Origin of the sequence: Photobacterium arenosum, assembly GCF_014841115.1 — a bacterium.
In the GTDB taxonomy this organism is placed as follows: domain Bacteria; phylum Pseudomonadota; class Gammaproteobacteria; order Enterobacterales; family Vibrionaceae; genus Photobacterium; species Photobacterium arenosum.
This window is the reverse complement of sequence record NZ_JACYTP010000001.1, coordinates 617,029-642,946: the sequence shown is the minus strand read 5'-3', so window position 1 is coordinate 642,946 and position 25,918 is coordinate 617,029. Positions and strand designations below refer to the sequence as shown.

Below are 25,918 nucleotides of genomic sequence, written 5' to 3'. Positions count from 1 at the left end.
AAGGAAGCAAGCAATGACACCATACGTACTGGGTATAGACTGCGGAAACACGGGAATAAAAGTGGCGCTATTTGATTTACAGGGCCGCGAAATCGGTGCGCTGGGTGACAAAGTGGCGACGCATTTTCCTGCACCGGGTTTTGCTCAGTGCGATATGGCAGCGCTGTGGAGTCAGTGCGCGGTCCTGATACGTCGCTTACTGGAAGAATGGGCCGTGCAGTCCGGACAGGTGGTAGCTGTCGGGTGCAGCGGTCATGGTAACGGGCTGTATTTGCTGGATCACGAGGCGATGCCCCTGCTGGCGATCAAATCGCTCGATTGCCGCGCCAGTGATCTGGTGCAGACGATAAAAAATCAGTCCGACTATGAGTTGATTCAGGAGCTCAACCGTCAGGGTGTCTGGCCGGCACAATCGGCCACACTGCTTTGCTGGCTCAAACAGTATCACCCGGAGACATACCAGAGCATCGGCAGCGTCCTGTTCTGTAAGGATTACATGAATTTTTGCCTGACCGGCGAGATATCGACCGAGTACGGGGATCTCAGTGCCTCGGGTTTATACGATTTTTCAGCAGGAGAGGCGTCGGCCGCTTTACTTACTGCATTAGCTATTCCAGAGATGCAGCAGGCGATTCCCGACATCAGGGAATGTCAGGATGTTATGGGCCGGGTCAGCAGGGAAGCGGCGGCGTTAACCGGACTGAGCGAAGGCACGCCAGTGGTCAGTGGCTGTTTTGATATCGTGGCCTGCGCTATCGGCTCAGGGGTCTGGCAAAGCCAGGCCGCCTCTGTGATTGCCGGTTCCTGGAGCATTAATCAGGTGGTGACGGACAGCCTGCCGGGCAGGGATGTTTTTATGGCCTGCCATTTTCCCGGCCAGCGTTATCTGGCGGTGGAGTCGAGTGCGACCTCGGCCTCGAACCTCGAATGGTTCATCTGCGAATTTTTCAAACAAGAAAAACAGCAAGCCAAAACCCACAATGTCGATCTTTTTCAGCAACTTAATGCCATGGTGGCCGACACTGTGATCAGTGACGATCTGCCGCTGTTTCACCCTTACCTCTACGGCGGCTGTGATAATCAGCCGGTGCACGGGAATTTTTTCGGGCTGGCCGGATGGCATAAAAAATCGGACTTACTCTATGCCGTTTATGAAGGCATTGTCTTTGGGCATTTAGAACATGTTGGTCAGCTCAGGCTGGCGGGTCAGCATATCGACACTGCGGTTCTCAGCGGCGGGGCCGCCAAAAGCCCGGTCTGGAGCCAGTTGTTTGCGGATGTGCTGGATGTCGCGATTCAGACCTCCGACTGTAGCGAAGCCGGTGCCAGAGGGGCGGCGATGGCTGCCGCAACCGGTGCAGGCTGTTTCCCGGCTCTGCAGCAGGCGGTAGCCGCTATGGCCAAGCTCAATACGCCTCTTACGCCCAGGCCACAGCAGCAAGCCATTCTTCATCAGCGCTACCAACGCTACCTGGCGGTGTCGAACGCCTTGAAAGGGCTGATGTCATGACTCTCAGATAATTCACTTAATATCAATGGGTTAACTTTGCTGTTTCGGTGGCTGTGCTACCGGAACGGCTTTGCCGATCCTGATGTTCACCGACTTTGCTCACCCTCTCAAAATTGATTTATTTTGATATTTTTTGTCTCATTTTTGTCGGTATGTGCTCTATATTATTAAGATGATTAAAAGGTTGAAAGGATGAAAGGGATGACACAACGAATCGTAATGCCCGGCCTGATGGAAATCGGGGCTGGCGCGCTGGATAAAGTGGCAGACATGCTGAAACTGCTGTCTTGCCGTCAGCCATTGATTATCAGCGACCGAGTGATGTCTGAGCTGGGTTATGTACGCCGGGTTGAAATCGCACTGGCGGCGGTAGGGTTGGAGTGCGGTGTCTTTCTGGATACCGAGCCGGAGCCGACTGAGGCCTCTATCCTGCCGGCGGTTGATCAGGTGGTGACAGGCCAGTTTGACTGCCTGATTGCACTGGGCGGCGGGAGCGCCATCGACAGCGCAAAAGCCATTGGTCTGCTGGCACAGCACGGCGGTCAGATGCGTGACTACAAAGTACCCCATGTGGTGACAGAAGCCATCTTGCCCGTGATTGCGATTCCGACCACAGCAGGCACGGGATCGGAAGTTACCCGGGTGACCATCATCACAGATCAGGACACAGACGAGAAAATGCTGTGCATGGGGCCGGGACTGATCCCCCAGGCGGCTATCATCGACTATGAGCTGACCCTGTCGGTGCCGGCCCGTATCGCTGCCGATACCGGGATTGATGCGCTGACACACGCCATTGAAGCTTATGTCAGCGCCAAAGCCGGGGTGTATTCCGATCAGCAGGCGCTGTCAGCCATGCGTTTGATAGCCCCGAATCTTCGCGAAGCGGTGAACACCCCTGGCAATCATGATGCGAAAGAGAAGCTGATGCTGGGAGCCACACTGGCCGGTATTGCGTTTTCCAACGCGTCTGTCGCACTGGTGCACGGCATGAGCCGTCCGATTGGCGCCCATTTCCATGTCCCGCATGGCATGAGCAATGCCATGTTATTACCTGCGATTACCGAGTTTTCCATTCCGGCCAGTCTGACGCGTTATGCCGACTGCGCCCGCGCGATGGGGCTGGCTGATGACATCGTCAGTGACGAAGAAGCCGTGCAGCGTCTGATGTCTGAGCTGACTCAGCTAAACGCCGATCTGCAGGTGCCGGCCATGTCGGATTTCGGGATTGACCGGCACCAGTATCATGAGCTGCTGGACACCATGGCGGAGCAGGCGCTGGCATCGGGTTCACCGAATAATAATCCGCGCATTCCGAGCAAGAATGAAGTGATTGAACTGTATAAAAAGGTATGGAGTTAATGATGATTGGAAATTACATCAACAGTGAATTAGTGCCAGTGACCTCAGATCGCAATCTGCCGGTCACGGATCCGGCCACCGGTAAAGTGATCGATCAGGTTGGCCTGTCCAGCGTGGCGGATACCGAGCAGGCGATTACCAGCGCGGAAGCGGCATGGCCGGCCTGGGCGCAAATGACACCGCTTAATCGCTCGCGCATCCTGTTTCGCTTCAAAGCCTTGCTGGAACAGAACATGGACGAGCTGGCAACACTCATCAGCCGCGAGCACGGAAAAGTACACAGTGATGCGTTGGGCGAACTGACCCGCGGGCTGGAAGTGGTCGAATTTGCCTGCGGCATTCCCCATCTGCAAAAAGGCGAACACAGCCGTAATGTGGGCACAGATGTGGACTCGCATTCCATGCTGATGCCTTTGGGCGTGTGCGCGGGGATCACCCCCTTTAATTTCCCGGTCATGGTGCCCATGTGGATGTTCCCAATTGCACTGGCAACCGGCAATACCTTTGTGCTGAAACCGTCAGAGAAAAACCCGTCCGCGGCACTGAGACTGGCGGAATTGCTGACCCAGGCCGGATTGCCGCCAGGGGTGTTTAATGTCGTGCAGGGCGATAAGGAATCGGTGGATGTGCTGCTGAGCGATGCCAGAGTCAAAGCAGTCAGTTTTGTCGGCTCGACACCGATTGCGGAATACATCTATTCACAGGGCTCGGCACACGGCAAACGGGTGCAGGCACTGGGCGGTGCGAAAAACCATCTGGTGGTGATGCCGGATGCGGATTTGGATCAGGCGGTTAATGCGCTGATGGGCGCCGCCTTTGGTGCGGCCGGAGAACGCTGCATGGCGATTTCTGTCGCGGTTGCCATTGGTGACGAAGTGGCCGATAAGCTGGCAGAGAAACTCACAGCCCGGATTCGTGAGTTACGGGTCGGGCCGGGCTATGGCCAGTCGGTTGAGAACGAAATGGGGCCGCTGATCACAGACGATCACATGAAACGCGTGAGCAGTTATATCGACGCCGGGGAAGCCGAAGGCGCCACGCTGCTGGTGGATGGCCGTGATTATCAGGTTCCCGGCTTTGAAAACGGTTATTACGTTGGCGGCACTTTGTTTGATCATGTCACCCCCGGGATGACAATTTACCGCGAAGAAATTTTCGGGCCAGTCCTGTCAATGCTGCGCGCCCAGTCGCTGGATGAAGCCCTGACGCTGATCAATGAACATGAATTCGGGAACGGCACGGCGATTTTCACCGCCGACGGGGAAGCCGCGCGCCGGTTCAGTGATCAAGTGGAAGTGGGCATGGTGGGTGTGAACGTGCCGATTCCAGTGCCTATGGCTTTCCATTCTTTTGGTGGCTGGAAGCGTTCCCTGTTCGGGCCGCTGCACATGCACGGCAGCGATGGTGTGCGTTTCTTTACCCGCATGAAAACCATCACCACCCGCTGGCCGAAAAACCAGCAGCAACAGGCTGACTTTGTCATGCCGACCATGAAATAACACCTCAAAAGAGCGGCTTCCCAATGCAGGAAGCCGCCTCAATAATAAGCGGCTTTCCGCCGCGACTCAGTTGGCGAAGTTTTGCAGTAATCACGATAAATCAACCCTACTCACTAACCGAGGTTGAGGGGCGGTCTCTGAACAGGCCCCATGCAGTTCAATTCTGCGCTAGTGATACAATAAATCATGGAGATCTTTCATGGCTGCAATACGGAAGCGATCTAACCGCTACCCCGGCATACGACCTGTGCTGGGCATGCTTGCCTCGCTCGGACTGAGTGCGTCAGTAATGGCGGCACAGGGGCCGGGGCTGGGTAATCTCAACTACAGTACAGGCGAAACTTTCACTCAGGTGTCTTACCCGCTGGTGGATGACACCACCGGATTTCTGCCGCCGGATTACCCCGGCAGAAAACATTATGGTGTGAATGTCATGACCATGCTCAATGGTTACATGGTGGGTATTTTTGCCCCTGACAGCGGCGGCGGCCCCGGTGGCTGGATTGCGCTGGACGCCTCAGACCCGACCAACCTGTCTTTGGTCAAGACGGTCTATGAACCCGATACCAGTAATCAGTACCGTACCGGTAACGGGCTGCGTACCTCGGAATTTCGCGAGCCGCATTCTTTTGGTCTGAGCGAAGGTAATCTGATTGCCATCCAGACAGGGAAAGGGATTGAAATCTGGGATTGGTCTGATGTCAATAATCCTGTTCAGGTCTCCAAACTGCCCATCTCAGGGGTGAACTTCGGGGATTATAATAACGTGTCCTGGCAGCTGTTCTGGCAGGCACCTTATTTGTATGTGGCCCGTGGTAATGCCGGGTTAACCATAGTAGATACCAGCAACGTCAGTAACCCTTCGATAGTGAAAACCATTCCAACCTCGCAACTGGGCGGTTTCAATATCGGTCCGGTCTTTGTGGTGGGTAACAAGATGTTCCTGTCGAGCATGGAAACCACCGCCGGTTTTTCTATCCTGAACCTGGATGATCCGGAAACCCCGACGCTGGAGAAAACCCTCAGCTCCCTGCCGGAGAAATATTATGCCTCATGCTGGGACGGTAAATATGCCTTCTTCGGCGCCCGCTCTACCGCGGACAAGCTGAGAATTTACGATACAACAACAACGCCCATGACACTGGTGCACGATCAGCTGTCCGGGTTCCAGAATCTGTACTGTAACGTGCAGGATCATAAGCTGTTTCTCGGCAACCAGGACGATATCTCAGTCTTGGATGTCAGCAATATCAGCAACATACAGCTATCAGGCAGCGGCTCGCTCAATGCCGCCGGCGGCGATACCGACCATGGTCAGGTGTTCCCGTTCGGCAATATGGTCTGGGTCGGCAATGATCACGGCACCGGCAGCGGTTTAATCGCCCATCAGGCCGGGCCAGACAACACGCCTCCGGCGATTGTTCACAGCAGTCCGGCTATCGATTCAACGCTGCAACCCCGTTCGTCCCGGGTCGGTATTGTCTTTTCCGACAGCCTGCTGATGGAGTCGGTCAACAGCAATACCTTTACCGTGACCAAGCTGGGCAGCAGTACCCCGGTCAGCGGCACCTACAGTGTGAACTTAGGGTTTGCCAACTTCACACCGGATAGCCAGTTAGATGCCGACAGCATTTATGTGGTTGAAGTAGATGGTATTGAAGACTTTGCCGGTAACCCGCTGCCTGCGACCAGTTACCGTTTCTCCACCGGCTCTGTGGTGGGTCATGATATTACACTTGGCAGCACGGCTCAGGTTACGCTGGGTACGCCCATTTCCTTCTCAGCCTCGGCTTCTCCTTTGCTGGGCGGTAATCTGGAGTATTCCTGGGACTTTGGTGACGGCACACCGCCAACCGCATTTTCCAGCAATGGCTCGGTCAGTCACACTTACAGCTCGCCAAATCACTGGAATGCCATTGTGACTGTACGAGAATCTGGCTCACTGACCACAAGCAAAACGCAGCAGCATACCGTGTACAACCCGTTGACGCTGAACACGCCCACGACGGCCAGCACCATAGTGAAAGATGCCAACCGGGTGTACGCGGTCAATGAGGATAACGGCACCGTCTCGGCGATCAGCCAGGTCTCGCCGTTTGGTAAAGTGTGGGAAACCCAGGTCGGCGAGAAACCCCGCACCCTGGCGATTGCCCCTGATGGCAACCTCTGGGTGGCGAATCAGGACAGCGACAACATCAAAGTCTTGTCTGCCACCGGCAGCGTACTGCATACCATCGATCTGCCGCGCGCCAGCCAGCCGCATGGTGTGGTGTTTACACCGGATGGCAGTGCCGCGCTGGTCACTTTGCAGGCAACCGGTGAAGTGGTCAAAATCAATCCGTCGAACCGCACGATTACCGGCACGGTCAGTGTGGGCCAGAGCGCCAGAGGGATCGCTGTTGACAGCGATTCGGCCACCGCACTGGTCACACGTTTTATCTCACCTCAGTCTCATGCTGAAGTCGTGGCTGTGCATATCGGTTCGATGTCAGTGGACTCTGTGGTCAATCTGCAGAAAGACACCACCACTGTGGATGGCGAAGACAGGAGCCGCGGGATCCCGAATTATCTCAATGCGGTTACTATCTCGCCGGACGGCCAGTCGGCATGGGTACCGGCAATCAAAGCCAATGTGGATCGCGGTGAATACAATGAGGGGGATCCAAACCAGGCGCTGACCTTTGAAACCACCCTGCGTGCCATTACCTCGCAGATCAACCTCAACACACTGGCAGAAGTCCCCAGCCTGCAAATGGACATGGACGACAGGGCACAGCCCAAAGCGCTGGTGTTCAGCGAGCTGGGCGATTATGTCTACATTGCGCTGGAAGGGCAAAACAGCGTCGAGGTGCGTGATGCCTATTCCCGTGAGCGGGCCAGTGAAATTGCAGATTCAGGTAAAGCTCCACGTGGTTTGGTGAAAGTCGGTAACTTGTTGTTTGTGCATAACTTCCTGTCGCGCACTGTTTCTGTTCATGACCTGTCGCCGTTTGAAAATCAGGGCGAGGCCATTGCCAAGCTGGCGGATATTTCGCTGGTGGCAAATGAAACCATGCATCCGCGCGTTCTGGCCGGTAAGCAGATTTTCTACAACGCCAGCGATGCGCGCATGACCAGGGATGGCTATATCTCGTGTGCCGGCTGCCATACAGACGGCGACAGTGATAACCGTGTCTGGGACTTTACCGACCGCGGTGAAGGGCTGCGCAATACCATTTCATTGCTCGGCCGAGTCGGCATGGGGAATGGCCGGGTTCACTGGACAGCCAACTTTGATGAAATTCATGATTTTGAAAACGATATTCGTCTGGCGTTTCAGGGCGTGGGTTTTCTCGATGATGCGATCTTTGCGCTGACCTCGGACCCACTGGGCGCGAACAAAGCAGGCTACAGTGTCGATCTCGACAATCTGGCGTTTTACGTCAGCAGTCTGAATGCGTATCCACGCAGCCCGTACCGCAATCAGGACGGCAGTCTGACCGCGTCCGCATCGACAGGTAAGACGCTGTTTACCCAAAAAGGCTGCGACACCTGTCACAGCGGGGATTTCTATACCGATAATCAACGCCATGATGTCGGCACCATTCAGGCCTCGTCCGGTCAGGGCAGCGGTAATCCGCTTGGCGGCGTTGGCTTTGATACGCCGACCCTGATTGGCGTCTGGTCAACGCCACCGTATTTCCATAACGGACAGGCCGCGACGCTCAATGATGTGCTGCAAACCGGTTCCCAGCACAGCGTCAGCAGTGCCAGCGAACGGGCCGCGCTGGTCGCTTATCTGGAGCAGATTGAGTACGAAGGGCCGGAGATCGTAGTGCCTGAGCCACCGGCTGAAGCCACAGTGGTGTACCTGAGTGATATGGCAGAAGTGTCATCCAGCAATGGCTGGGGGCCGTTTGAAAAAGACGCCAGTAATGGCGAGGCCGCATCGGATGACGGCGGCACCATTTCCATTGGTGGCACCCAGTATCAGAAAGGTTTGGGTGTGCATGCCGAATCTGAAGTGGTGTACGACATCAGTGGTGGTGATTATACCCAGTTCCGCGCTTTTGTTGGTGTCGATGACGAAGTCGGCGGCAGCGGCAGCGTAGTGTTTGAAGTCTGGGTGGATGGCGTACTGAGTTATCAGAGCGGCACGCTGACCGGTTCAGACACCGCCAAGTATGTCTCCATCAACCTGAGCCCGGATAACTATGAGCTGAAGCTGGTGGTGACAGGTGCTGGTAACGGCGTCGGCAGTGACCATGCCAGCTGGGGCGATGCCAAACTGCTGCAGTCTTCCGGGCAGAGTCAGTACAGTTATCTCAGCGACATGACCGAAACCGGCGCAGTGACCAATGGCTGGGGGCCGCTGGAGAAAGACACCAGCAATGGCGAAGAGCTGGCTAATGACGGCAATCCGATCACGATTGGCGGTGCGGTCTACAGCAAAGGGCTGGGTGTGCATGCAGATTCAAGCGTCACTTATACCCTGGTGGCCGGTGAATATGACCAGTTCCAGGCGGTGATTGGTGTGGATGATGAAGTGGGCAATAACGGCAGTGTGGTGTTTGAAGTCTGGCTCAACGGCAGTCTGGCCTATCAGAGTGTCACGCTGACCGGCAGCCAGGGACCGGTGAATGTGAATCTGCCGATCCCGTCCAATGTCACTGAGCTGAAATTGGTCGTCGGCACCGCGGGTGATGGCAATGGCTATGACCATGCGAATTGGGCTGATGCGCGGTTGAGGTACGCGAACTAGCGACATTTCTTTAGGGGAGGGTGGGTTGGCTGACCACCCGTGTTGCCCGGACTCTGTAGTGAGTTCGGGCATTTTTTATTTGCCGTAAATGCAACAATCCGTCATTCCCGCGCAGGCGGGAATCCAGACAGCGAGTGTATTTCTAAAGATTGTGCGGGTATGTCGCGCTTGGGTTCAGTGGCAATCTCACCATTTATTGATGCGCGCCAGACACTCTTTGTTGGCCCAAAGCGTGTCCAGAAATGCCTTTTGATTCTTTGGTGTTGTCCGGGACGGTTGTAGGCGCTCCCGGCGCCGACAACCTAAAAATTCGTCCTGAATTTTTCCCTGGGGGAGTGGTTTCTTTTTATGCCGTAAATGCAAAAAACCGTCATTTCCGCGCAGGCGGAAATCCAGACAGCGAGTGCATTTCTAAAGATTGTGTGGGTATGTCGCGCTTACGTTTAGTGGCAATCTCACCATTTGTGAATGCGCGCCAGACACTCTTTGCTGGCCCAAAGCGTGTCAAGAAATGCCGGTTAGTTCGCTGGTGTTGTCCGGGTCGGTTGTAGGCGCTCCCGGCGCCGACAACCTAAAAATTCGTCCTGAATTTTTCCCTGGGGGAGTGATTTCTTTTGATGCCGTAAATGCAAAAAGCCGTCATTTCCGCGCAGGCGGAAATCCAGACAGCGAGTGCATTTCTAAAGATTGTGCGGGTATGTCGCGCTTGGGTTCAGTGGCAATCTCACCATTTGCGAATGCGCGCCAGACACTCTTTGCTGGCCCAAAGAGTGCCCAGAAATGCCTGCTTGTTCGTTGGTGTTGTCCGGGCCGGTTGTAGGCGCTCCCAGCGCCGACAACCTAAAAATTCGTCCTGAATTTTTCCCTGGGGGAGTGATTTTCTTATGATTTTTGGGGTGCTGTGGCTGGAGGTTTGCGTGAGGCATGAAGGTATGTCGCGCTTGAGTTTAGTGGCAATCTCAGCATTTTCGAAGCGCGCCAGACACTCTTTGCTGGCTCAAAGAGTGCCCAGAAAAGCCTGCTTGTTCGCTGGTGTTGTCCGGGTCGGTTGTAGGCGCTCCCGGCGCCGACAACCTAAAAATTCGTCCTGAATTTTTCCCTGGAGGAGTGGAAAGGTTAGATCCAAGTTTGGAATCGCCCCTTTATCATTTAGAGTAAAACATCATTCACATTGCGTTTTCGTTAACTTGCCTTAGTAAAGGTTATGCAAAGTGACATGTGAATACTTAACACGTCGACCTTCTGTTAGAACTATTAAAATCTGCTCTGCACATGAATAGTGTTAGCTAAGTCACTCAAGTAAGCTACCGACAGAGTTACCTAATCCATATCAAATAGTTAGAATATGTCTATTCAAGTAGGTAGAGGTAGGATAATGCATGTATTTAAGTAACTTAAAAGCTGAAGGTTTCCGGTGTTTTGGCAAAGAGTTTAATATCCAACTAACCGATGGGTTAAACGTGATAGTGGGTGAAAACGGAGCGGGAAAAACCGCTGTCATAAACGCAATTAGGCAACTATTTCATGACTCTGAATCAGGTAGATATAGCGTAACTAGTGATGACTTTTTCAGCCCGTTTGTGGCGGAAGGGAAGACCGCAACATCTTTATCTATTTGCGCTGAATTTGATGGGCTGGATGTAAAAGATAAAGTGGCCTTTCTACCATGGGTTGGAGCTTCAGATACAGCTTTATTAAACTTACAAGCTGAAAAAAAGGAAATACGTGGTCGGTTTAAAAAAGTTATTTGGGGAGGTACTGCAAAGAGTTCCCAATTTGACCCTGAGCTATTGGAGCTAGTCCAATGTATTTACTTGCCACCGCTAAGGGATGCTGAGTCAAAATTGTCGAATGGTCGTCAGTCCAGATTATCCAAACTTCTCAAGGCTCTGAATCGTAAACAACTAAAACAGTGCAGAGAAGACGGGGAGTTACATCCTCTTGAAGCAAGCCTAAAGGACTTCAACGAATCTTTAGCTACTGATGATAAATTGAGTATTAAGGATGCCAATAAGCTCATAACAGAAAACCTGACGAAAGCTATCGGGCATCACTTCGGGCAAAAAACCAGTATTCAGTTTGCAGAAAGCGATTTTACAAAAATTGCAGAAAGTCTAACTTTAATGTTCTTCCCTGACTTGTCTGTAGAGGACCAATCACTGTTTCGTGATCTTAGCCAAAATAGTTTGGGTTATAACAATCTACTATACATAGCTTCAATTATGGCTGAGCTTACGTTAGATGACGAGGACGAAGAGCAACCTCTATTTAAGTTACTACTTATCGAGGAGCCAGAAGCACATTTACATCCACAATTGCAAATTAGGTTGTTAAATCACTTAAAGTCAGTAGCAAAACAAAACAAAAATGTTCAAGTTATTGTAACTACGCACTCAACAGTTTTGGCTTCTTCAGTTGAACTTGAGTCGATCATTCATTTGTCGAAATTACCAACTCCGGTAGCGACACCGTTACGAACCTGCGGGTTACCGGAAGCAAGCAGCCAATTCGTCAACCGTTGGCTTGATGTAACAAAGTCTAATTTATTATTTTCTAGTGGTGTAATCCTTGTTGAAGGGATTGCTGAACAAATGATTATTCCGGCTTTGGCAAAAATAGTTCTAAAAGAACAGAAAGAAGGGCACAAGAATCTTGAAGACTTAGGGATCTCAACGATTAACCTTAATGGAATCTACTTTAAGCATTTTATGCAGCTATATTGCAACGTTTCAAAGCCAGATGATACCGAAGAAGCAGCTTTTGCAGAAAGTATTCCGGTCAGGTGTGCCGGAATAACTGACCGAGATCCACCAAAAACTATAAAGAAAAAAGTACCTGACCCAGAAAAAGACGGGGAGGATAAAGAGGTAAGCGAAGATTTCCTTCCTTACGAGGGGAATATGCACTCTGGGACCAACCATGCCATTGATCTCGTAAACTCTATCAACAAATCAACTAATTCACGCCTTTATGTAAGCAAATATAAGACACTAGAATATGACTTAGCCATGGAGGGTAACAATGCATCTTTAATGTCCGAAATTATTGCTTCTCTGTGGCCCGAGCCTCCCAAGAGGAAAAGCACAGTAATTACAGAGTTTACGGAAATGTCGAAGCAAGATTGGACTAAAAAGCAACCACATGAGGTTGCCGAGGCCGCTCACAAAATCCTGAAGAAAATTGATGACGACAATATTGGAAAAGGGCTATTTGCCCAAGTGTTGACCGACAGAATCCAGTTAAATGGATATGATTTTTCTGTTCCTGAATATATCAAAAAAGCGATTATGTGGGCTTCATCGGTAGACTTCGAAGAGGAAGAGTGATGGAACTAGAGTTTACCGACGAGCAGCTTGATTATGTAAACTCAAGCGTTGAAGAACATACTTTCTTAGAAGCTTGCCCCGGAAGTGGTAAAACCGAAGTGGTTGCAGCGAAAGTAGCTAAGGAAATCAGTTCTTGGAAGAAGAGACCCGGAGGTCTCGCAGCACTTTCATTTGCCAACAGTGCAACTGATGAATTAACAGTCAGGGTATCTAAGTATCTTCCCTTTGGCCGAGGCATCTTTCCTCATTTCTTAGGCACATTTGATAGCTTTATCTACAAAAACATCGTTTCTCCTCTATCAACAGAGCTAACAAATTATGTTGGGGAAGGAGGTGATGCATCTATTCGTATAATCGAGCCAACAACACATATAGGCTATCGAACTACATACTCATACGCCAAAAGAGGAAGAATATACGCAAACCGCTACTCGCTTGACTTAAAGAATAATAAGCTGATATTTGATTCAGGCGATTCTGTTTTAGATAAAACGCTAGGCGCTCTAGCGCTAAGTGATTGGCAGGTTAAAGATTTCATTCAAGCCAAAGTTAGAATGCTTCAGGGGGGATTTGCAACCTATAGAGATATCGAGTGCTTGGCTTTAGAAGTGCTCACAAATGAAAAATATCAGAACTTCGTCAAATTGTTGGTTAAGCGGTACCCACTGTTCATTATAGATGAATGTCAGGATTTATCAGAAGCACAACTTCTTATCTTTCAATCGCTTGCTGATAATGGAGCAAAACTTCATTTTGTAGGAGATCTTCACCAAGCAATCTATGGATTTAGAGATGTTGATCCAGCTAAAGTTAAAGATTTCGTAAAGGATAATAACTTTACCTGTTTGCAATTGACACGTAATTTTAGAAGTTGCCAAAACATAGTAAGTCTTTGTGGGAAGCTCACTGGCCGTGGGAATATAATTGGCAATATGAGCTGGCTTAAACCAAGATGCTTGGTACTTCAGTACAATAATTGCCCTACAGAACTAATAGAAACTTTTGATGAAAAATGTAGTGGTTTTAACAATACTGTAGTCGTATCTAGAGGGCACTCTATACTCAATAAATTCCAGACTTCAGTCGACAAACCAACTCACATTCAGAATCTGGCCCTAGCTATTAAGCTATACAATCCAAAAGATATGGAAAGGCTCAATCAGTCTTTATTGAAATTCTCAGAGTTTCTTCGTTTTCATTTAAAAGAAACTTGCAAACCAAACAGCTTCAACTGCCCTCAATCTATTGCTTCAAACCTTTCTTGGCGAAAATTTTTAAATAATTCATTAAGTTACTTGATTAACAATGGCTTACAGAATGTTGATGTTCAATGGTCAGATTGGACAAAGGATGCAAAAACTTTGATTCGCTCTCTCCCAAAGCAAAGCTTTTGTTCTGAAGGTATTACAAGCATATTAACTCCATTGGAAAGTGTAAACTTAGTATCGCCGTCTGGTTCTGCCAAACTCGAAGTTGCCTCGTCATTGGCTGTGACTAATAAGCCATCGTTCCAGTTTGCAAAAAGAACGATTCATGGGGCGAAAGGAGAAACTCATGGTGCCACCATAGTTATATCCTCTACTCGCTCTGGAGGTGACTCTCATTGGAAAGATTGGCTCAAAGACCCTGAGAGCGAGGCTGCTAGATTTGCTTACGTAGCATCATCAAGACCAAGAGAGCTTCTGATTTGGGCTGTAAAAACTCTGAAGCTACCAGAAAGGAAGCAACTAGAGTCGGTTGGATTTACTATTGTTTGATATTTCATCCTATCGGATAGAGTAGTGGAAAAGGGAATTTGGCCAGCTACATGTAAGGGGGCGTATGGTTGTAATACTTGAAATAATCCGAAAAGTTAGAATGCTTTATGGATCGTAAGTCACAATTGTCCAAAAGCGAGTTTGCTAAATTTTCACACATCCCCAGGGAAAAATTCATGGATGAATTTTTAGGTTGTCGGCGCTGGGAGCGCCTACAACCGGCCCGGACAACAGCAACGGACAAACAGGCATTTCTGGGCACTCTTTGAGCCAGCAAAGAGTGTCTGGCGCGCGTCACACCATGGCGAGGGAGGCACTGAACTCAAGCGCGACATACTCACTCAATCTTTAGGAATGTACTCGCTAACTGGATTCCCGCCTGCGCGGGAATGACGGCTTTTAGCATTGACGATATATAATAGGAAATACAAAACAAGGGAAAAATTCATGGATGAATTTTTAGGTTGTCGGCGCAGGGAGCGCCTACAACCGGCCCGGAAAACAGCAACGGACAAACAGGCATTTCTGGGCACTCTTGGGCCAACAAAGAGTGTCTGGCGCGCGCCACACCATGGCGAGGGAAGCACTGAACTCAAGCGCGACATACCTTCATGTCTCACTTAAAGCACCAGCCACAGCACCCCAAAAATCACAAAAAAACCACATCCCCAGGGAAAAATTCAGGACGAATTTTCAGGTTGTCGGCGCCGGGAGCGCCTACAACCGGCCCGGACAACACCAACGAACAAGTCGGCATTTCTGGGCACTCTTTGTGCCAGCAAAGAGTGTCTGGCGCGCGTCACACCATGGCGAGGGAAGCACTGAACTCAAGCGCGACATACTCACTCAATCTTTATGAATGTACTCGCTAACTGGATTCCCGCCTGCGCGGGAATGACGGCTTTTAGCATTGACGATATATAATAGGAAATACAAAACAAGGGAAAAATTCAGGACGAATTTTTAGGTTGTCGGCGCCGGGAGCGCCTACAACCGGCCCGGACAACACCAACGGACAAACAGGCATTTCTGGGCACTCTTTGTGCCAGCAAAGAGTGTCTGGCGCGCGTCACACCATGGCGAGGGATGCACTGAACCCAAGCGCGACATACCAGACAGACTTTAAAGGGAACACACCCCACTTCCCGAACCTTATATTGATCACCCAGAATGAACCGTATAACCTGACCTGAAACAACACTATATGAATAAACATGAACACAACTAAGCCCATTACCCGAAAAGAAAAAGGCTCGACGATTGAGCGTGTCTTACGGATTTTATCCTTTATTTCCGAGCACGAAGGTCAGTACGATCAGAATGAACTGGCTGAGGCGATGGATCTTCCCAAACCAGCTACTGCAAAACTCCTTGTGCAGTTGAAAGAGCTCGGCATTCTGCGCGAGAACATGCTGAGAAAAGTGATTGCCGGCCCTGAATTCCGCCAGATGGCGCTGGCCGTGCTGCGCAATAAGGTCTTTGAATCGCAGCGCCTGACGGTACTGGAAAGACTGTCGGCGCAAATTGGTGAAACCTGTGGCATCTCTGTGCCGAACGGCATCGAAATGCTGTACTTTGAGCGGGTTCAGACCAACTGGCCTTTGCAGATCAGCCTGCCGGTTGGCAGCTCAGTGCCGCTGGCCGCGACGGCGTCAGGCAAACTGTATCTGGCGACTTTGCCGGACGGCGTGCGCCGGGTGATTCTGGATAATATTGCGCTGGAAGTCTTCACCGAGCATACCCTGATAGACAAGGCAAAACTGGAGCAGGAGCTGACCGCTATCCGTGAACTGGGTTATGGCCGCGATAATGGTGAATTCATTGATGGTATGGCCGCGGTTTCCGTGCCGATAGCCCGTGATGGTTTGCTGCTGGGTTTTCTGTTCTGTCACAGCCCTGTGGTTCGTCATCCGTTGCTTGATCTGGAAACTTTTGTGCCGCTGATGCAAGAAGCCGCGGATGAAATTATGGCAATGATGCTGAGCTGAGATTAGCTGGCAACAGCAAAGGGCCGTGTTTATGTCAGTTCTTGAATATAGCCCTGAAGCTGATCCCGGGTACGTTCGAGATCGGGCAGATAAGTCAGTAACTGATCCAGAGATTTGCGTGTTTTCGGGCAGTGGCAAAACAGGGATGCCAGAAATTTGCCGTCGGAAGATTTGACCGGAATAGCCACAGCGACCAGCCCGTCGATGAATTCTTCGTTATCCACACTCACCTGACGTCCGCGGATGATCTTTAATTCCTGCTCCAGCGTATCAGGGTCGGTATGGGTATTTTTGGCCAGTTTGGTCATATCCAGCTGGCCTATGATCCGCTCCCGCTGCGTCTTGGGCAGGGAGCTCAGAAACAACTTGCCGCTGGCGGTTGCCCAGACAGGGGTTTTCATCCCTATGGGTAAGACAATCTGCAGCGGCCAGTTGGTCTGAATTCGTTCGTGGTACACCATTTCATTGCCGTCCGGAATCGCAATCCCACAGGTTTCTTTCACCCGTCGCGACAATCCGTGCAATATCGCCTGAAGTTGTGCTTTTCGCTCGTTGTTGCTGTTCAGGTTGAGGGCAATACGTTTGAGCTCAGCACCGGGGTAAACGTTGCCGCGTTCGTCGGCAGTCAGAAACTGTTCTTCGTCCAGTTGCTGAACCAGGCGATGATAGGTCGGTTTTGGGATCTCAGAATGAAAAATCAGATCCGGCAGCGGAACCGGCTGCTCCTGTCTGGCGCTTTGGGTGATGATTTCCACAATGCGACTGACGGCGTTGGCTTTGTTTTCCATAGCTGAATCCTGCAATTCCTGTTGTCCGGCGATTATAGCGGGTATACCTATTGCCTAAAAGGTTGATGTGGAAACGATTCGCAGAAAATACTGTCGGTATTTCCCTCAAACAGGGACGGCATGACAAAGGTGCGCCCAGAGAGTGGCAACTCACTGCGTTCTTGCTCCGACATGCCATACCAGCCCGTGGTAACAAACAGAATGTCGAGTTTGTCGCCGCCAAAGGTACACCGGGTCGCGTGCTTTACCGGCAGCGCTTCTAGATGAATACATTTACCTTCCGGGTTGTAGATGCTGACAGCGCCTTTATTCCAGTGGCACACGTAGAGATTTCCCAGCGCGTCGGTTGTCAGCCCATCGGGTAAGCCTTCTTGCTCCGGCAACTGAATAAAGACACGTTTATTGAGGACGGCAGTCCAGTCATCATTCATTTGCAGCTCGATAACCTGACCCCGGAACATATTGGCTACGTAGGCGCGCTTTAGCCTGGCGTTAAACGCAATACCATTGGCAACAGCATATCCGCAATCAAGCTGACTGATGGTGTGGGTGTCAGCCCGGTAGCGGTACAGACAGCCATCGGCTTGCTCCAGGTGGCTTTCATTCATGGAGCCAAACCAGAGATCGCCACTCGGGCAATTCACCGCATCATTCAGCCGTATTCCGGCCAGCCCTTCGGTTGGGTCGGCGATAAACTCAAAGCCGCTGAAATCCGCATGGCAGCGATACAACCCCGTTTTTGTCGCGGCGAGCCAGCCAGAGCTGGCAGGCGCAATGGCCGTGACCGCGACCGGTACGTCGGTGGCGCTATGGGTTTTTGTTTTCAGGGAATACTGGTGGATGCAGTTGTGCTCAGTATCGACCCAGAACAGGGTCTGCGCTGAGGCCAGCCAGATCGGCGACTCGCCAATTTCGCACGTGATATCAGTCAGGGGTTGAGCCAAGGGGTTGTTCATAATTAATGTCCATATAATGATATTTAAAGTATCAATATAGATTAACTATGGCAAAGGTGAGCTGGCGGTGTGTAAAAAACAAACCCTGCTCACAGAGCAGGGTTCAGGTCGTCTTTTCGCGTGTGAAGGGTTTACCAGCGGTAATTCAGTGTGGCTATCACACTGCGTTCTTCACCGTAGTAACAGTAGTAGTCACAGCTCGACACATAGGTTTCGTCAAACAGGTTGTTGACGTTCAGCTGAGCCTGCCATTGGTTGTTGATGTTGTATTGAGCACGCATATCCCAAACGGTATAAGACGGAATATTCAGCATTGCTGCGCCTGTTGACGTGTGACCGACAGAAGAACCAATGTATCGGACAGCACCGCCAACCGTTAAGTCTTCAGTGCCTAAGCTGGCAAAGTTGTAATCTGCCTGAGCTGAAGCCATGTGACGTGGAATGAGCGGGGAACGTGTCATTTCAGCACCTTCAGAAGGTTTGTACTGACTGTCGTTGTAGGTGTAATTGAACGCGACGCTGACGTTTTCCATTGGTTTGGCGACAGCATCTACTTCTACGCCGCGTGAAGTGACTTTACCGGCCTGAGTCTGGGATCCGCCGTCAATCGATGAAACCAAGCCATTATTTTGATCGATATTAAACCAGGCCAGATTTATATAGCCGTCAATGAACTCTGGTGTGTATTTCACACCGGCTTCAATCTGCTCACCTTCCAAAGGTTTATAAACCTTATTGGTTAGCGGATCGATAGAGGCAATCACTTCGAAAGATTCAGCATAACTGATGTATGGAGACAGACCTGATTCGGACAAATACATCAAACCACCGCTCATAGATAAATGGTTGTCTGAAACATCTTCGTCAGTATTTGCCGTCTTGTTTTCATTATCCACATCAACTTCGTCGAAGCGGGCGCCTATTGTCGCGATCCATTTGCCGTCAAACTTGAACTGGTTTTTGGCATATAACCCAGCTTGCTTTTTGGTGATCAGCGCATGTGTTGCCAAACTCGGATCTGCCGGAGTGAAGTTGCCGTACTCAGGATCGAAAGCATTGATGGTTCCCATGTTTGAACCCATGGTGTTGGGCCATGGATTTTCTTTGCTGTCGTTCTTGTAATACTGTAAATCAAGACCAACCAATAAGGTGTTTTCCGTGCGATCACCATACCAATGTCCTGTGACCTGATTGTCTAGGCTGTATGTGTCTGTTGTGCCATCACGATAAATTAAACCACGGAACAGGTCGGCAGATGTTTCACTGCCAAAGGCGTAAGTGCTGCGCAGTAGAAGGTCTGTATAAGCGTAACGAGCATTTTGTTTCAGGCTCCAAACGTCATTAAATGTATGGCTCAGCTCATAACCCAATGAAATTTGCTTATTGTTATTGATGTCATAATCTGGCTCACCCAAATTTGTTGACGGGTCGATTTTACCTTGTGGGGTATCGATTAATGTACCGTAAGCAGGGAAAAAACCGTTTGTCGGAACACCCTCATCTTCTTTATAGCTGGCAAGGAAAGTAATACTGGTGTCGTCAGACATGTCCCAGGTCAGGCTTGGTGCGAAGTAATAACGGTTATTGTAAGTACCGTCCAATGTGCCATCTCGCTCACTCGCCAGGCCGACAATACGATAACGAACATCGCCATCTTCATTGGCGTAGTCGGAAATGTCGACACCAATACGTTTCAGGTTCCGATTACCGGTTTGCAGCTGTACGTTACCTTCAGGCGTGTCGGTAGGGCGTTTGCTGATGGCGTTGACAACTCCTCCCGGAGGCGCTTCACCATAAAGCACAGAGGCAGGCCCTTTTAGAATTTCAACGCGCTCAAGACCGAATGGCTCCAGTGTCCATACATAGTATCCGGTAGTAAAAAGGCGATTACCGTCTAAGTAAGTTGCAGCATCAAAACCGCGGACTTTAAACCAGTCTGTATCTGTATCTGAACCATAAGGTGCTGAAAGTACACCAGCCTGGTAGCGTAGCGCTTCGTCCAGTTTCTGGAATTGATTCTTTTCCAGATTATCCTGATCAACAACCGCCATGGTACGAGGCGTTTCAGCCAGTGGTGCTTCCACTTTCAATGTTGACGCAGTCACAACGATAGTCTCTGGCTCAGCATCCTGTACGCTGTTCGTTGCTTCATCTGCGAATGCAGGCAATGCGATAGCGAATAAGGAAATCGGCAGAATGTTTTTGTGGCAGATTTTTCTGATTGCCAGCCCAAGCGTACTTAGACTCGGCTTGAAGAATTGTGTCATAACGCGGATACCCAAACGAATGTAAAACAAATTCGAAGTAATAATTATTGTTATTTGCAATTATACTGACTGATCGTCCAGGTTGTGTGACTTTTGTCACTTTTTTAAAGTGGTGTGGCGCTTTGTGAGAATAAAAAATCACTTAATGTCATATTTCTGCTACAAAATACTGGACTTGGTGCATAGTAATGTTTATGGGTGTGTTGGCGAGATACTTAGGGCTATTAAACGACATAATTATTCAATTTGTTTAATAAGATGTGCTTTTTTGAGGCGTTTACCACACGTAATGCTGAAAAAATTCATACTTTGATGACAAAGTGTTCACAATTCACATCGCTATCATTATATTGGTCCAACATACGAAGTAAACGGACTTGTCAGTTATGAATTTATCTATTGCAAGGAAGCTCAGAGTCAGCTTTTTCTTGTTGACTGCGTTGTTTTTAGCCGCCGCAATCATTCTTTATATCCAGATTAGTAAAGTGGAAAGTCATGCTTATTCACTATTGAGTGTGGATATTCCCACAGTGGATGCCAGTCGATCCATACAGCAAAACGCCGAATTTTCATTATCCAGCCTCCGGGCTTATATGCTGGCGGCAGATGAAGCGCGCCAGGAAAGGTACCGCCAACAACTTGACGATGCGTTTACCAAGGTTGATGAAGAAGTCGCCCGTTTACAAAACCATCTGAGTGAAGCGCAGTTTAAGTTAGTGAAAGCTGACTGGGAAGCACTGAAAGCCAGTGAAAAAGCGGTGGCCGCTATGAGCCACACGCCGGAGAACCTGCCCGCGCATACGTTATTGCAATCAGAAGCGGCGCCGTTGGCTGAAGTCGCTTTAGATCAGCTTCAGGGCATGCTTAACGAAGAGGAAAGTAACCCAGTTGGTGACGATCGTAAGCGCCTGATGAAATTGCTGACTGATGCTTATTCGTCGTTATCCAACGGATTGGGTGAATTGCGGGCATTTTTGATCAGCGCTAATCAGGACAATCTGGACAAGTTCGAAGAGTACCTGCGGCATAATAATCGGGCGGTGTCTGAAATTAACCGCAAGCAGGACAGCCTGAGTGACAGCCAGAAAAGTCTCTGGTCGCTGTTTAAAGAAATGCAGGATATGTATTTGCCAATGGCGACAGATGTTGTCATGCACCGTCAGGCACAGGACTGGAATAAAGCCACTTACCTGATGGAAACAGAAACCTTGCTTGCAGTCGAACAACTGGCGCAAACCATTGAAACTGTGGTTAGCGAACAGCAGGTGATTGCTGCAGAAAGTGGAGATGCCATTAGCAGCAGCGTGCAGAAAGTGGTGGCTCTGCTGATTGCCACCAGTGTGATTGCCAGTTTATGTTCTTTGTTTATCGCAACCTGGCTGGGGCGGGATATCGGTTCGCGTTTAAGCCGTGTGGTAACTCGTGCTGAAGAAATATCGCACGGTAATTTCTCAGGTACAGCGCTGGCAAACAAAGGTTCTGATGAAATTGCGGCACTGATCGATGCGGTGAACCGCATGTCCGTCGCTTTGTCTGGCTTAGTCACCGGGGTGTCGACCAAAGCGCACGCGGTGAATGCCAGCATGGATCAGCTGCTTGCCACCAATGCTGACACGGCAGGTGAAGTGAACGATCAGGCGTCGCGGATCAACTCTGTGGCGACAGCAATAGAAGAAATGTCCGCTACGGCCCATGAAACGGCACAAAATACCCAGGCGGCATCTGACGATCTTGCCCACTCGGCTTCCCTGTTGGTGAATGGCGAGCAGGCGTTGGATCAGAACCAGCAGACAGTGACAGAGCTGAATACGCTGGTAGCGCAGGCCAGTGACATGGTTCAGCAACTCAGGGCTGACAGTGATCGTATCGAACATGTCACGGAAGTGATTCAGGGGGTCGCAGAGCAGACTAATCTGCTGGCGTTAAATGCGGCGATAGAAGCGGCCCGTGCCGGCGATTTAGGCCGCGGTTTTGCGGTTGTTGCTGATGAAGTCCGCCTGCTGGCTCAGCGCACAACAGAATCTACGACAGAGATCAACGCCATTGTTGAAGCACTTCAGGCGTCAACACATCAGGTCGTGCAGGTTATCGAACAGAGCCAGTCTCTGGTTCAGGTAGGTACAGAGCATACTGCGACGGCCAATGAGATGCTCAAAGATACGGTTCGCTACATGGAGGTGGTGTCGCAGAAAGTGAGTGATATTGCGGTTGCGACAGAACAACAGTCGAATGTGTCGCAGTCTGTTGCTGAGCTGGTGCACCAGCTGTCATCTTCTGCCGACGATGTGTCCGGCAATTGCGACAATGCCAACCAAACTTCTCAGTCCATTAAATCCCAGGTGGATGAATTAAACAGTGCAATGAAGAAATTTGTCGTCTAGCGATTTTCACTGTCTCGAAAGCAAAACCCGGCAACGGCCGGGTTTTTTGTGTCTTATAAATCAATGGCTTGACGCCGTTCTCTGCGAAGGGGAGTCCATCGGGGCTGTCGTCGCCAATTCACGACGAGCACACAAACCATGCCTTGGCACTTGCCGTAATATAGGCTTCTTCATGCCAGTCTAAGCGCTCTAAGGTTGGCGCTGTCCGAATATCACCTTTGTATTTTTCGGTGACTAATACCCTCACTCTGCCATCGGTGGCATTTCGGACAGTACCACGGTAGGTGTATCCCAGCGTGCTGTTGCGCGGCCTTTCATACAGACAGACATTTTCGCCGACACTGGTATAAATGTGTTCGCTTTCTTCTGTCCAGGCGCCATTCGCAGCCGGTGCTCTGGTTGGCTCAATCAGCGCGGTTGCTGCTGCGGGTGCATCCAGCAGCCTGCGTTCAGCCGTGTAAGGCAGGTAGCCCAGTACAATGGCCGAGCTGTACCATTCGTCGTCCGGTGCGCCATCATTTTCGATCACTTTCAGCGTCACGAATGGGCCGTCGAGACAAAGATCTGCCCATTGATCCGTTCCGCTGATACTGGCTGAGAAGAAAGGGTATTCCTCGGCTGTGTTGGTGTTTACTACGCACCAGGTGCCTGTCTCCTGGTGATTGAGCTGGCCATTATTGAGATCGCAGACCTGCCGGGCCAGATTCTGAAACTGCGCGATATCTTCCGCGGCCTGCTCCGGGCCGTTACTGCAATAACGGTAGGTATAAGAGTAGGCGCTTTTCGGGTAATACTGCCCTTTGTCAACCACGGCACCGTTGGAGCGAACCTCATTTTCGTCAATGAATTCCTGGGCAGTGTCATACATACTGTAATCACTGCTGAATCCCAGCGAGGATAAACTGCTGCATCCCGACAGCCAGAACAGGACTGTAAAAGCCAGACACGCGCGAGAAAAGTGCTTTTGCATATCATCAACACCTATTACCCAAACACATAATTTTTATGACGTTAAGTATAGGTAAGTACTCGAAAAAGTGAAGGAATACAGAGGCTAACAATGACGCGGTATCTTTAATAAGAAAGATACTGCGTCATTTATCACGTTATATATGCGGAAAGGGTTATTTTGCCAGTGCCTGATTCAGCCACTGGTCGAAGTGAGATTTTGGCAGTGCGCCATTGATGGTATCGACCAGCTTGCCCTGTCTGAAGACCATAATGGTAGGAATACTGCGGATACGGTATTGCGCCGCCAGCGCCTGCTGAGCTTCGGTATCAATTTTTACGAAGCGCACCTGTCCGGCTCTCTCAGCTGCGACATCTTCGAAAACAGGGGCAAAACCCACGCAAGGGTTGCACCAGGGTGCCCAGAAGTCGACCACAACGGCTTGTTCACTTTGCAGCACAGCCTGGAAGTTATCTGTGGTGCCTTCTAATGGTTTTCCGTCGAGCAGTGCTTCTTTACATGCGCCGCATACGGCTTTGTCATTAATACGTTCAACGGGAATACGGTTCAGGCCCTGGCAATGCGGGCATCGGGTAGTGATAGTCGACATAATCAATTTCCATCTGTCTCATTATGGGCTCAATGTACTGATTTTATGTCGCTCAGAAAAGAGGGGATCGGGCAATTATTGCAATAGAAAAAAACGATGATGAGGTGGTGACAATTCATGGCTAATGCAAGAGAGCACATTAGCCATGACGAGATCGGTAGAGTTCACTGTGGGTTTTCAGTGTAATAAACCCAGCTCTTTGGCTTCCTCAATGGTTAATCCGCATTCACGGATGTCACGCAGCATTTCGATACGGCGGCGTGCAGCAGCTTGTTGACGTTTATTAGCAGAGACTTTAGCAGATGATGCTGTTTCGTCTTGCTGATCCCACTTGTTAGCGGCATCAGCCATTTCCAGATATTCAAGTGAGTTGATAGACACAATTACCTCCTGAAAGCACTATGCGTCGAGATCAGGCATATCTTTATCAGAGCTTTCAGACAGCGTCAAAGCAAAGAAATCGTGCTTTGTGACCAATGGCGTATTTGTGAGATGAAGTCGCTGGCGGGATAAAATTCTACTTTGACACAAACCGTTTTCAGAGTATCTTTCGCCGTTCCAGCCTGAGAAAATGCGGGCTGAATAATGCGCCATCCAAGTGCTAAAAAGCCAGTCCGAAGACTGGCTTTTGCATTTCTCAGGCCGCAATAATCAACGCAGTTGGTCAACGACCACACGTACTGCGGCTAACATGTCCTGACCGAAAGCCAGACTGCGCTCCGGCGACCAGCCGTAAAAGGCATCCGGTTGTAGGTTGTGATCTTTAAATGGCATTTCAACGGTATACGCCAGACACTTAAATTGCTCACCAACCCAAGCGGTACCCATGTTCAGATTGGCTTCGCCCGGTGCATCTTTGTCATAGCCATGTTCATCCTGAAATTCCGGCGTAATCGTCAGCAAGGCTTGTTTAAAGTTGTTTTCCAGCGTGGCGTGGCGCTCATCATAAGAGGGTATGCCTTCACAGCCAGCGACAAAATTGTATGGGATGGCTTCATCACCATGAATGTCGAGAAACAGGTCGACGCCGGTTTTCAGCATACGCTCCCGTACCAGGAAGACCTCCGGACTTTTCTCCATGCTGGGTGTCAGCCATTCACGGTTGAGGTTGATTCCTGCCGCATTGGTCCGCAGATGGCCTCTGATGCTGCCGTCCGGGTTCATGTTCGGCACGATGTAAAAGACGGCACGGTCAAGCAGCGCACGGCCGACAGTGTCGGTTTCATCAAGTAAGCGCTGCAGCAGGCCTTCCATGAACCATTCTGCCATGGTTTCGCCCGGATGCTGGCGGGCAATAATCCAGATCTTCTTCTTACCTTCGCCTGGCTCGCCAATTGTCAGCAGGCTGATGTCATTGTTATCGAGCGTGCTGCCCAGGGTTTCCAGTTCACAGTTGAAGTTCATCTGGGCCTGATGCAGCAAATCCAGGTGTCTGTCGTAGCTGTAGGGGGCAAAGTAGGCGAAATACATGGAGCGCTGTTCAGGAATCACCTTAAAGCGCAGGGTGTCGCCGTCAAATTCAGCCGGGATGCGAAACCATTCTTCACGGTCATAAGATGCTACAACATCGTAATCTTTCCAGCCTTCCGGGTAGGCAGATTTCACTAAATCCTGTAATTCGAAGCCATGTTCAACCTGAGCCTGAGTTTCCAGACGAAAGTGAAACCATTGGTAGAAATCAGACTGGTTGTCTTTTTTAATTCGCAGTTGAATATCACCAGGCTGGTCGGCTTTTACAACATCAATATTGCCGCTTTCGAAGTTACTGAAAATGTTCATCTCTT

General features: G+C 50.2%; 15 protein-coding genes. 8 read left to right on the top strand and 7 right to left on the bottom strand.

Going from position 1 to position 25,918, the window contains the following annotated elements:
- The first annotated feature begins 13 nt into the window (after positions 1–13).
- From IFO68_RS02975 to IFO68_RS02945, 7 genes are all read left to right on the top strand, one after another.
- Positions 14–1,510: an FGGY-family carbohydrate kinase gene (locus IFO68_RS02975; protein WP_192014495.1), complete on the top strand. Its 1,497-nt coding sequence runs from the start codon at positions 14–16 to the stop codon at positions 1,508–1,510.
- 201 nt (positions 1,511–1,711) lie between these two features.
- Positions 1,712–2,872, top strand: a complete 1,161-nt coding sequence (locus IFO68_RS02970) for an iron-containing alcohol dehydrogenase (protein WP_192014494.1) — start codon at positions 1,712–1,714, stop codon at positions 2,870–2,872.
- 2 nt (positions 2,873–2,874) lie between these two features.
- The gene (locus tag IFO68_RS02965) at positions 2,875–4,371 is read left to right on the top strand and encodes a CoA-acylating methylmalonate-semialdehyde dehydrogenase (RefSeq protein ID WP_192014558.1); all 1,497 of its coding nucleotides are present in this window, start codon (positions 2,875–2,877) and stop codon (positions 4,369–4,371) included.
- A 199-nt stretch (positions 4,372–4,570) separates the two neighbouring features.
- Positions 4,571–9,112, top strand: coding sequence for an NPCBM/NEW2 domain-containing protein (locus IFO68_RS02960; RefSeq protein WP_192014493.1), 4,542 nt, complete (start codon positions 4,571–4,573; stop codon positions 9,110–9,112).
- A gap of 1,379 nt (positions 9,113–10,491) precedes the next feature.
- A complete protein-coding gene (locus IFO68_RS02955) occupies positions 10,492–12,438 on the top strand; it encodes an ATP-dependent nuclease (RefSeq protein WP_192014492.1) in 1,947 nt (648 codons plus the stop codon).
- Positions 12,438–14,195, top strand: coding sequence for a UvrD-helicase domain-containing protein (locus IFO68_RS02950; protein ID WP_192014491.1), 1,758 nt, complete (start codon positions 12,438–12,440; stop codon positions 14,193–14,195). The genes IFO68_RS02955 and IFO68_RS02950 overlap by 1 nt, the downstream gene beginning before the upstream one ends.
- Before the next feature lie 1,214 nt (positions 14,196–15,409).
- Entirely contained in the window at positions 15,410–16,183 is a 774-nt protein-coding gene (locus IFO68_RS02945; protein ID WP_225445008.1) for an IclR family transcriptional regulator, read from the top strand.
- Positions 16,184–16,212: 29 nt separating this feature from the next.
- Here the strand turns inward: IFO68_RS02945 and IFO68_RS02940 are convergent, their stop codons facing one another.
- The 3 genes from IFO68_RS02940 to IFO68_RS02930 all read right to left on the bottom strand — a co-directional run bounded on the left by IFO68_RS02940 (position 16,213) and on the right by IFO68_RS02930 (position 20,194).
- Positions 16,213–16,971 carry an IclR family transcriptional regulator gene (locus tag IFO68_RS02940; RefSeq protein ID WP_192014490.1) on the bottom strand — a complete coding sequence of 253 codons (759 nt, stop codon included), beginning with the start codon at positions 16,969–16,971 and terminating at the stop codon, positions 16,213–16,215.
- 47 nt (positions 16,972–17,018) lie between these two features.
- On the bottom strand, positions 17,019–17,927 hold the full coding sequence (locus IFO68_RS02935) for an SMP-30/gluconolactonase/LRE family protein (protein WP_192014489.1): 909 nt from the start codon (positions 17,925–17,927) through the stop codon (positions 17,019–17,021).
- 131 nt (positions 17,928–18,058) lie between these two features.
- Positions 18,059–20,194, bottom strand: a complete 2,136-nt coding sequence (locus IFO68_RS02930) for a TonB-dependent siderophore receptor (RefSeq protein WP_192014488.1) — start codon at positions 20,192–20,194, stop codon at positions 18,059–18,061.
- Between the two features lie 386 nt (positions 20,195–20,580).
- Here IFO68_RS02930 and IFO68_RS02925 point away from each other — a divergent pair, with 386 nt between their 5' ends.
- A complete protein-coding gene (locus IFO68_RS02925; protein ID WP_192014487.1) occupies positions 20,581–22,575 on the top strand; it encodes a methyl-accepting chemotaxis protein in 1,995 nt (664 codons plus the stop codon).
- Positions 22,576–22,693: 118 nt separating this feature from the next.
- On the opposite strand, the gene IFO68_RS02920 is transcribed toward IFO68_RS02925, so the two are convergent.
- From IFO68_RS02920 to IFO68_RS02905, 4 genes are all read right to left on the bottom strand, one after another.
- Positions 22,694–23,545 (bottom strand): hypothetical protein, encoded by an 852-nt coding sequence (locus IFO68_RS02920; RefSeq protein ID WP_192014486.1) that lies wholly within the window; start codon positions 23,543–23,545, stop codon positions 22,694–22,696.
- Positions 23,546–23,699: 154 nt separating this feature from the next.
- Positions 23,700–24,134, bottom strand: a complete 435-nt coding sequence (gene trxC / locus IFO68_RS02915) for a thioredoxin TrxC (RefSeq protein ID WP_192014485.1) — start codon at positions 24,132–24,134, stop codon at positions 23,700–23,702.
- A 177-nt stretch (positions 24,135–24,311) separates the two neighbouring features.
- On the bottom strand, positions 24,312–24,515 hold the full coding sequence (locus IFO68_RS02910; RefSeq protein WP_192014484.1) for a hypothetical protein: 204 nt from the start codon (positions 24,513–24,515) through the stop codon (positions 24,312–24,314).
- 270 nt (positions 24,516–24,785) lie between these two features.
- Positions 24,786–25,913, bottom strand: coding sequence for a M14 family metallopeptidase (locus IFO68_RS02905; protein ID WP_192014483.1), 1,128 nt, complete (start codon positions 25,911–25,913; stop codon positions 24,786–24,788).
- Positions 25,914–25,918 lie beyond the last annotated feature (5 nt).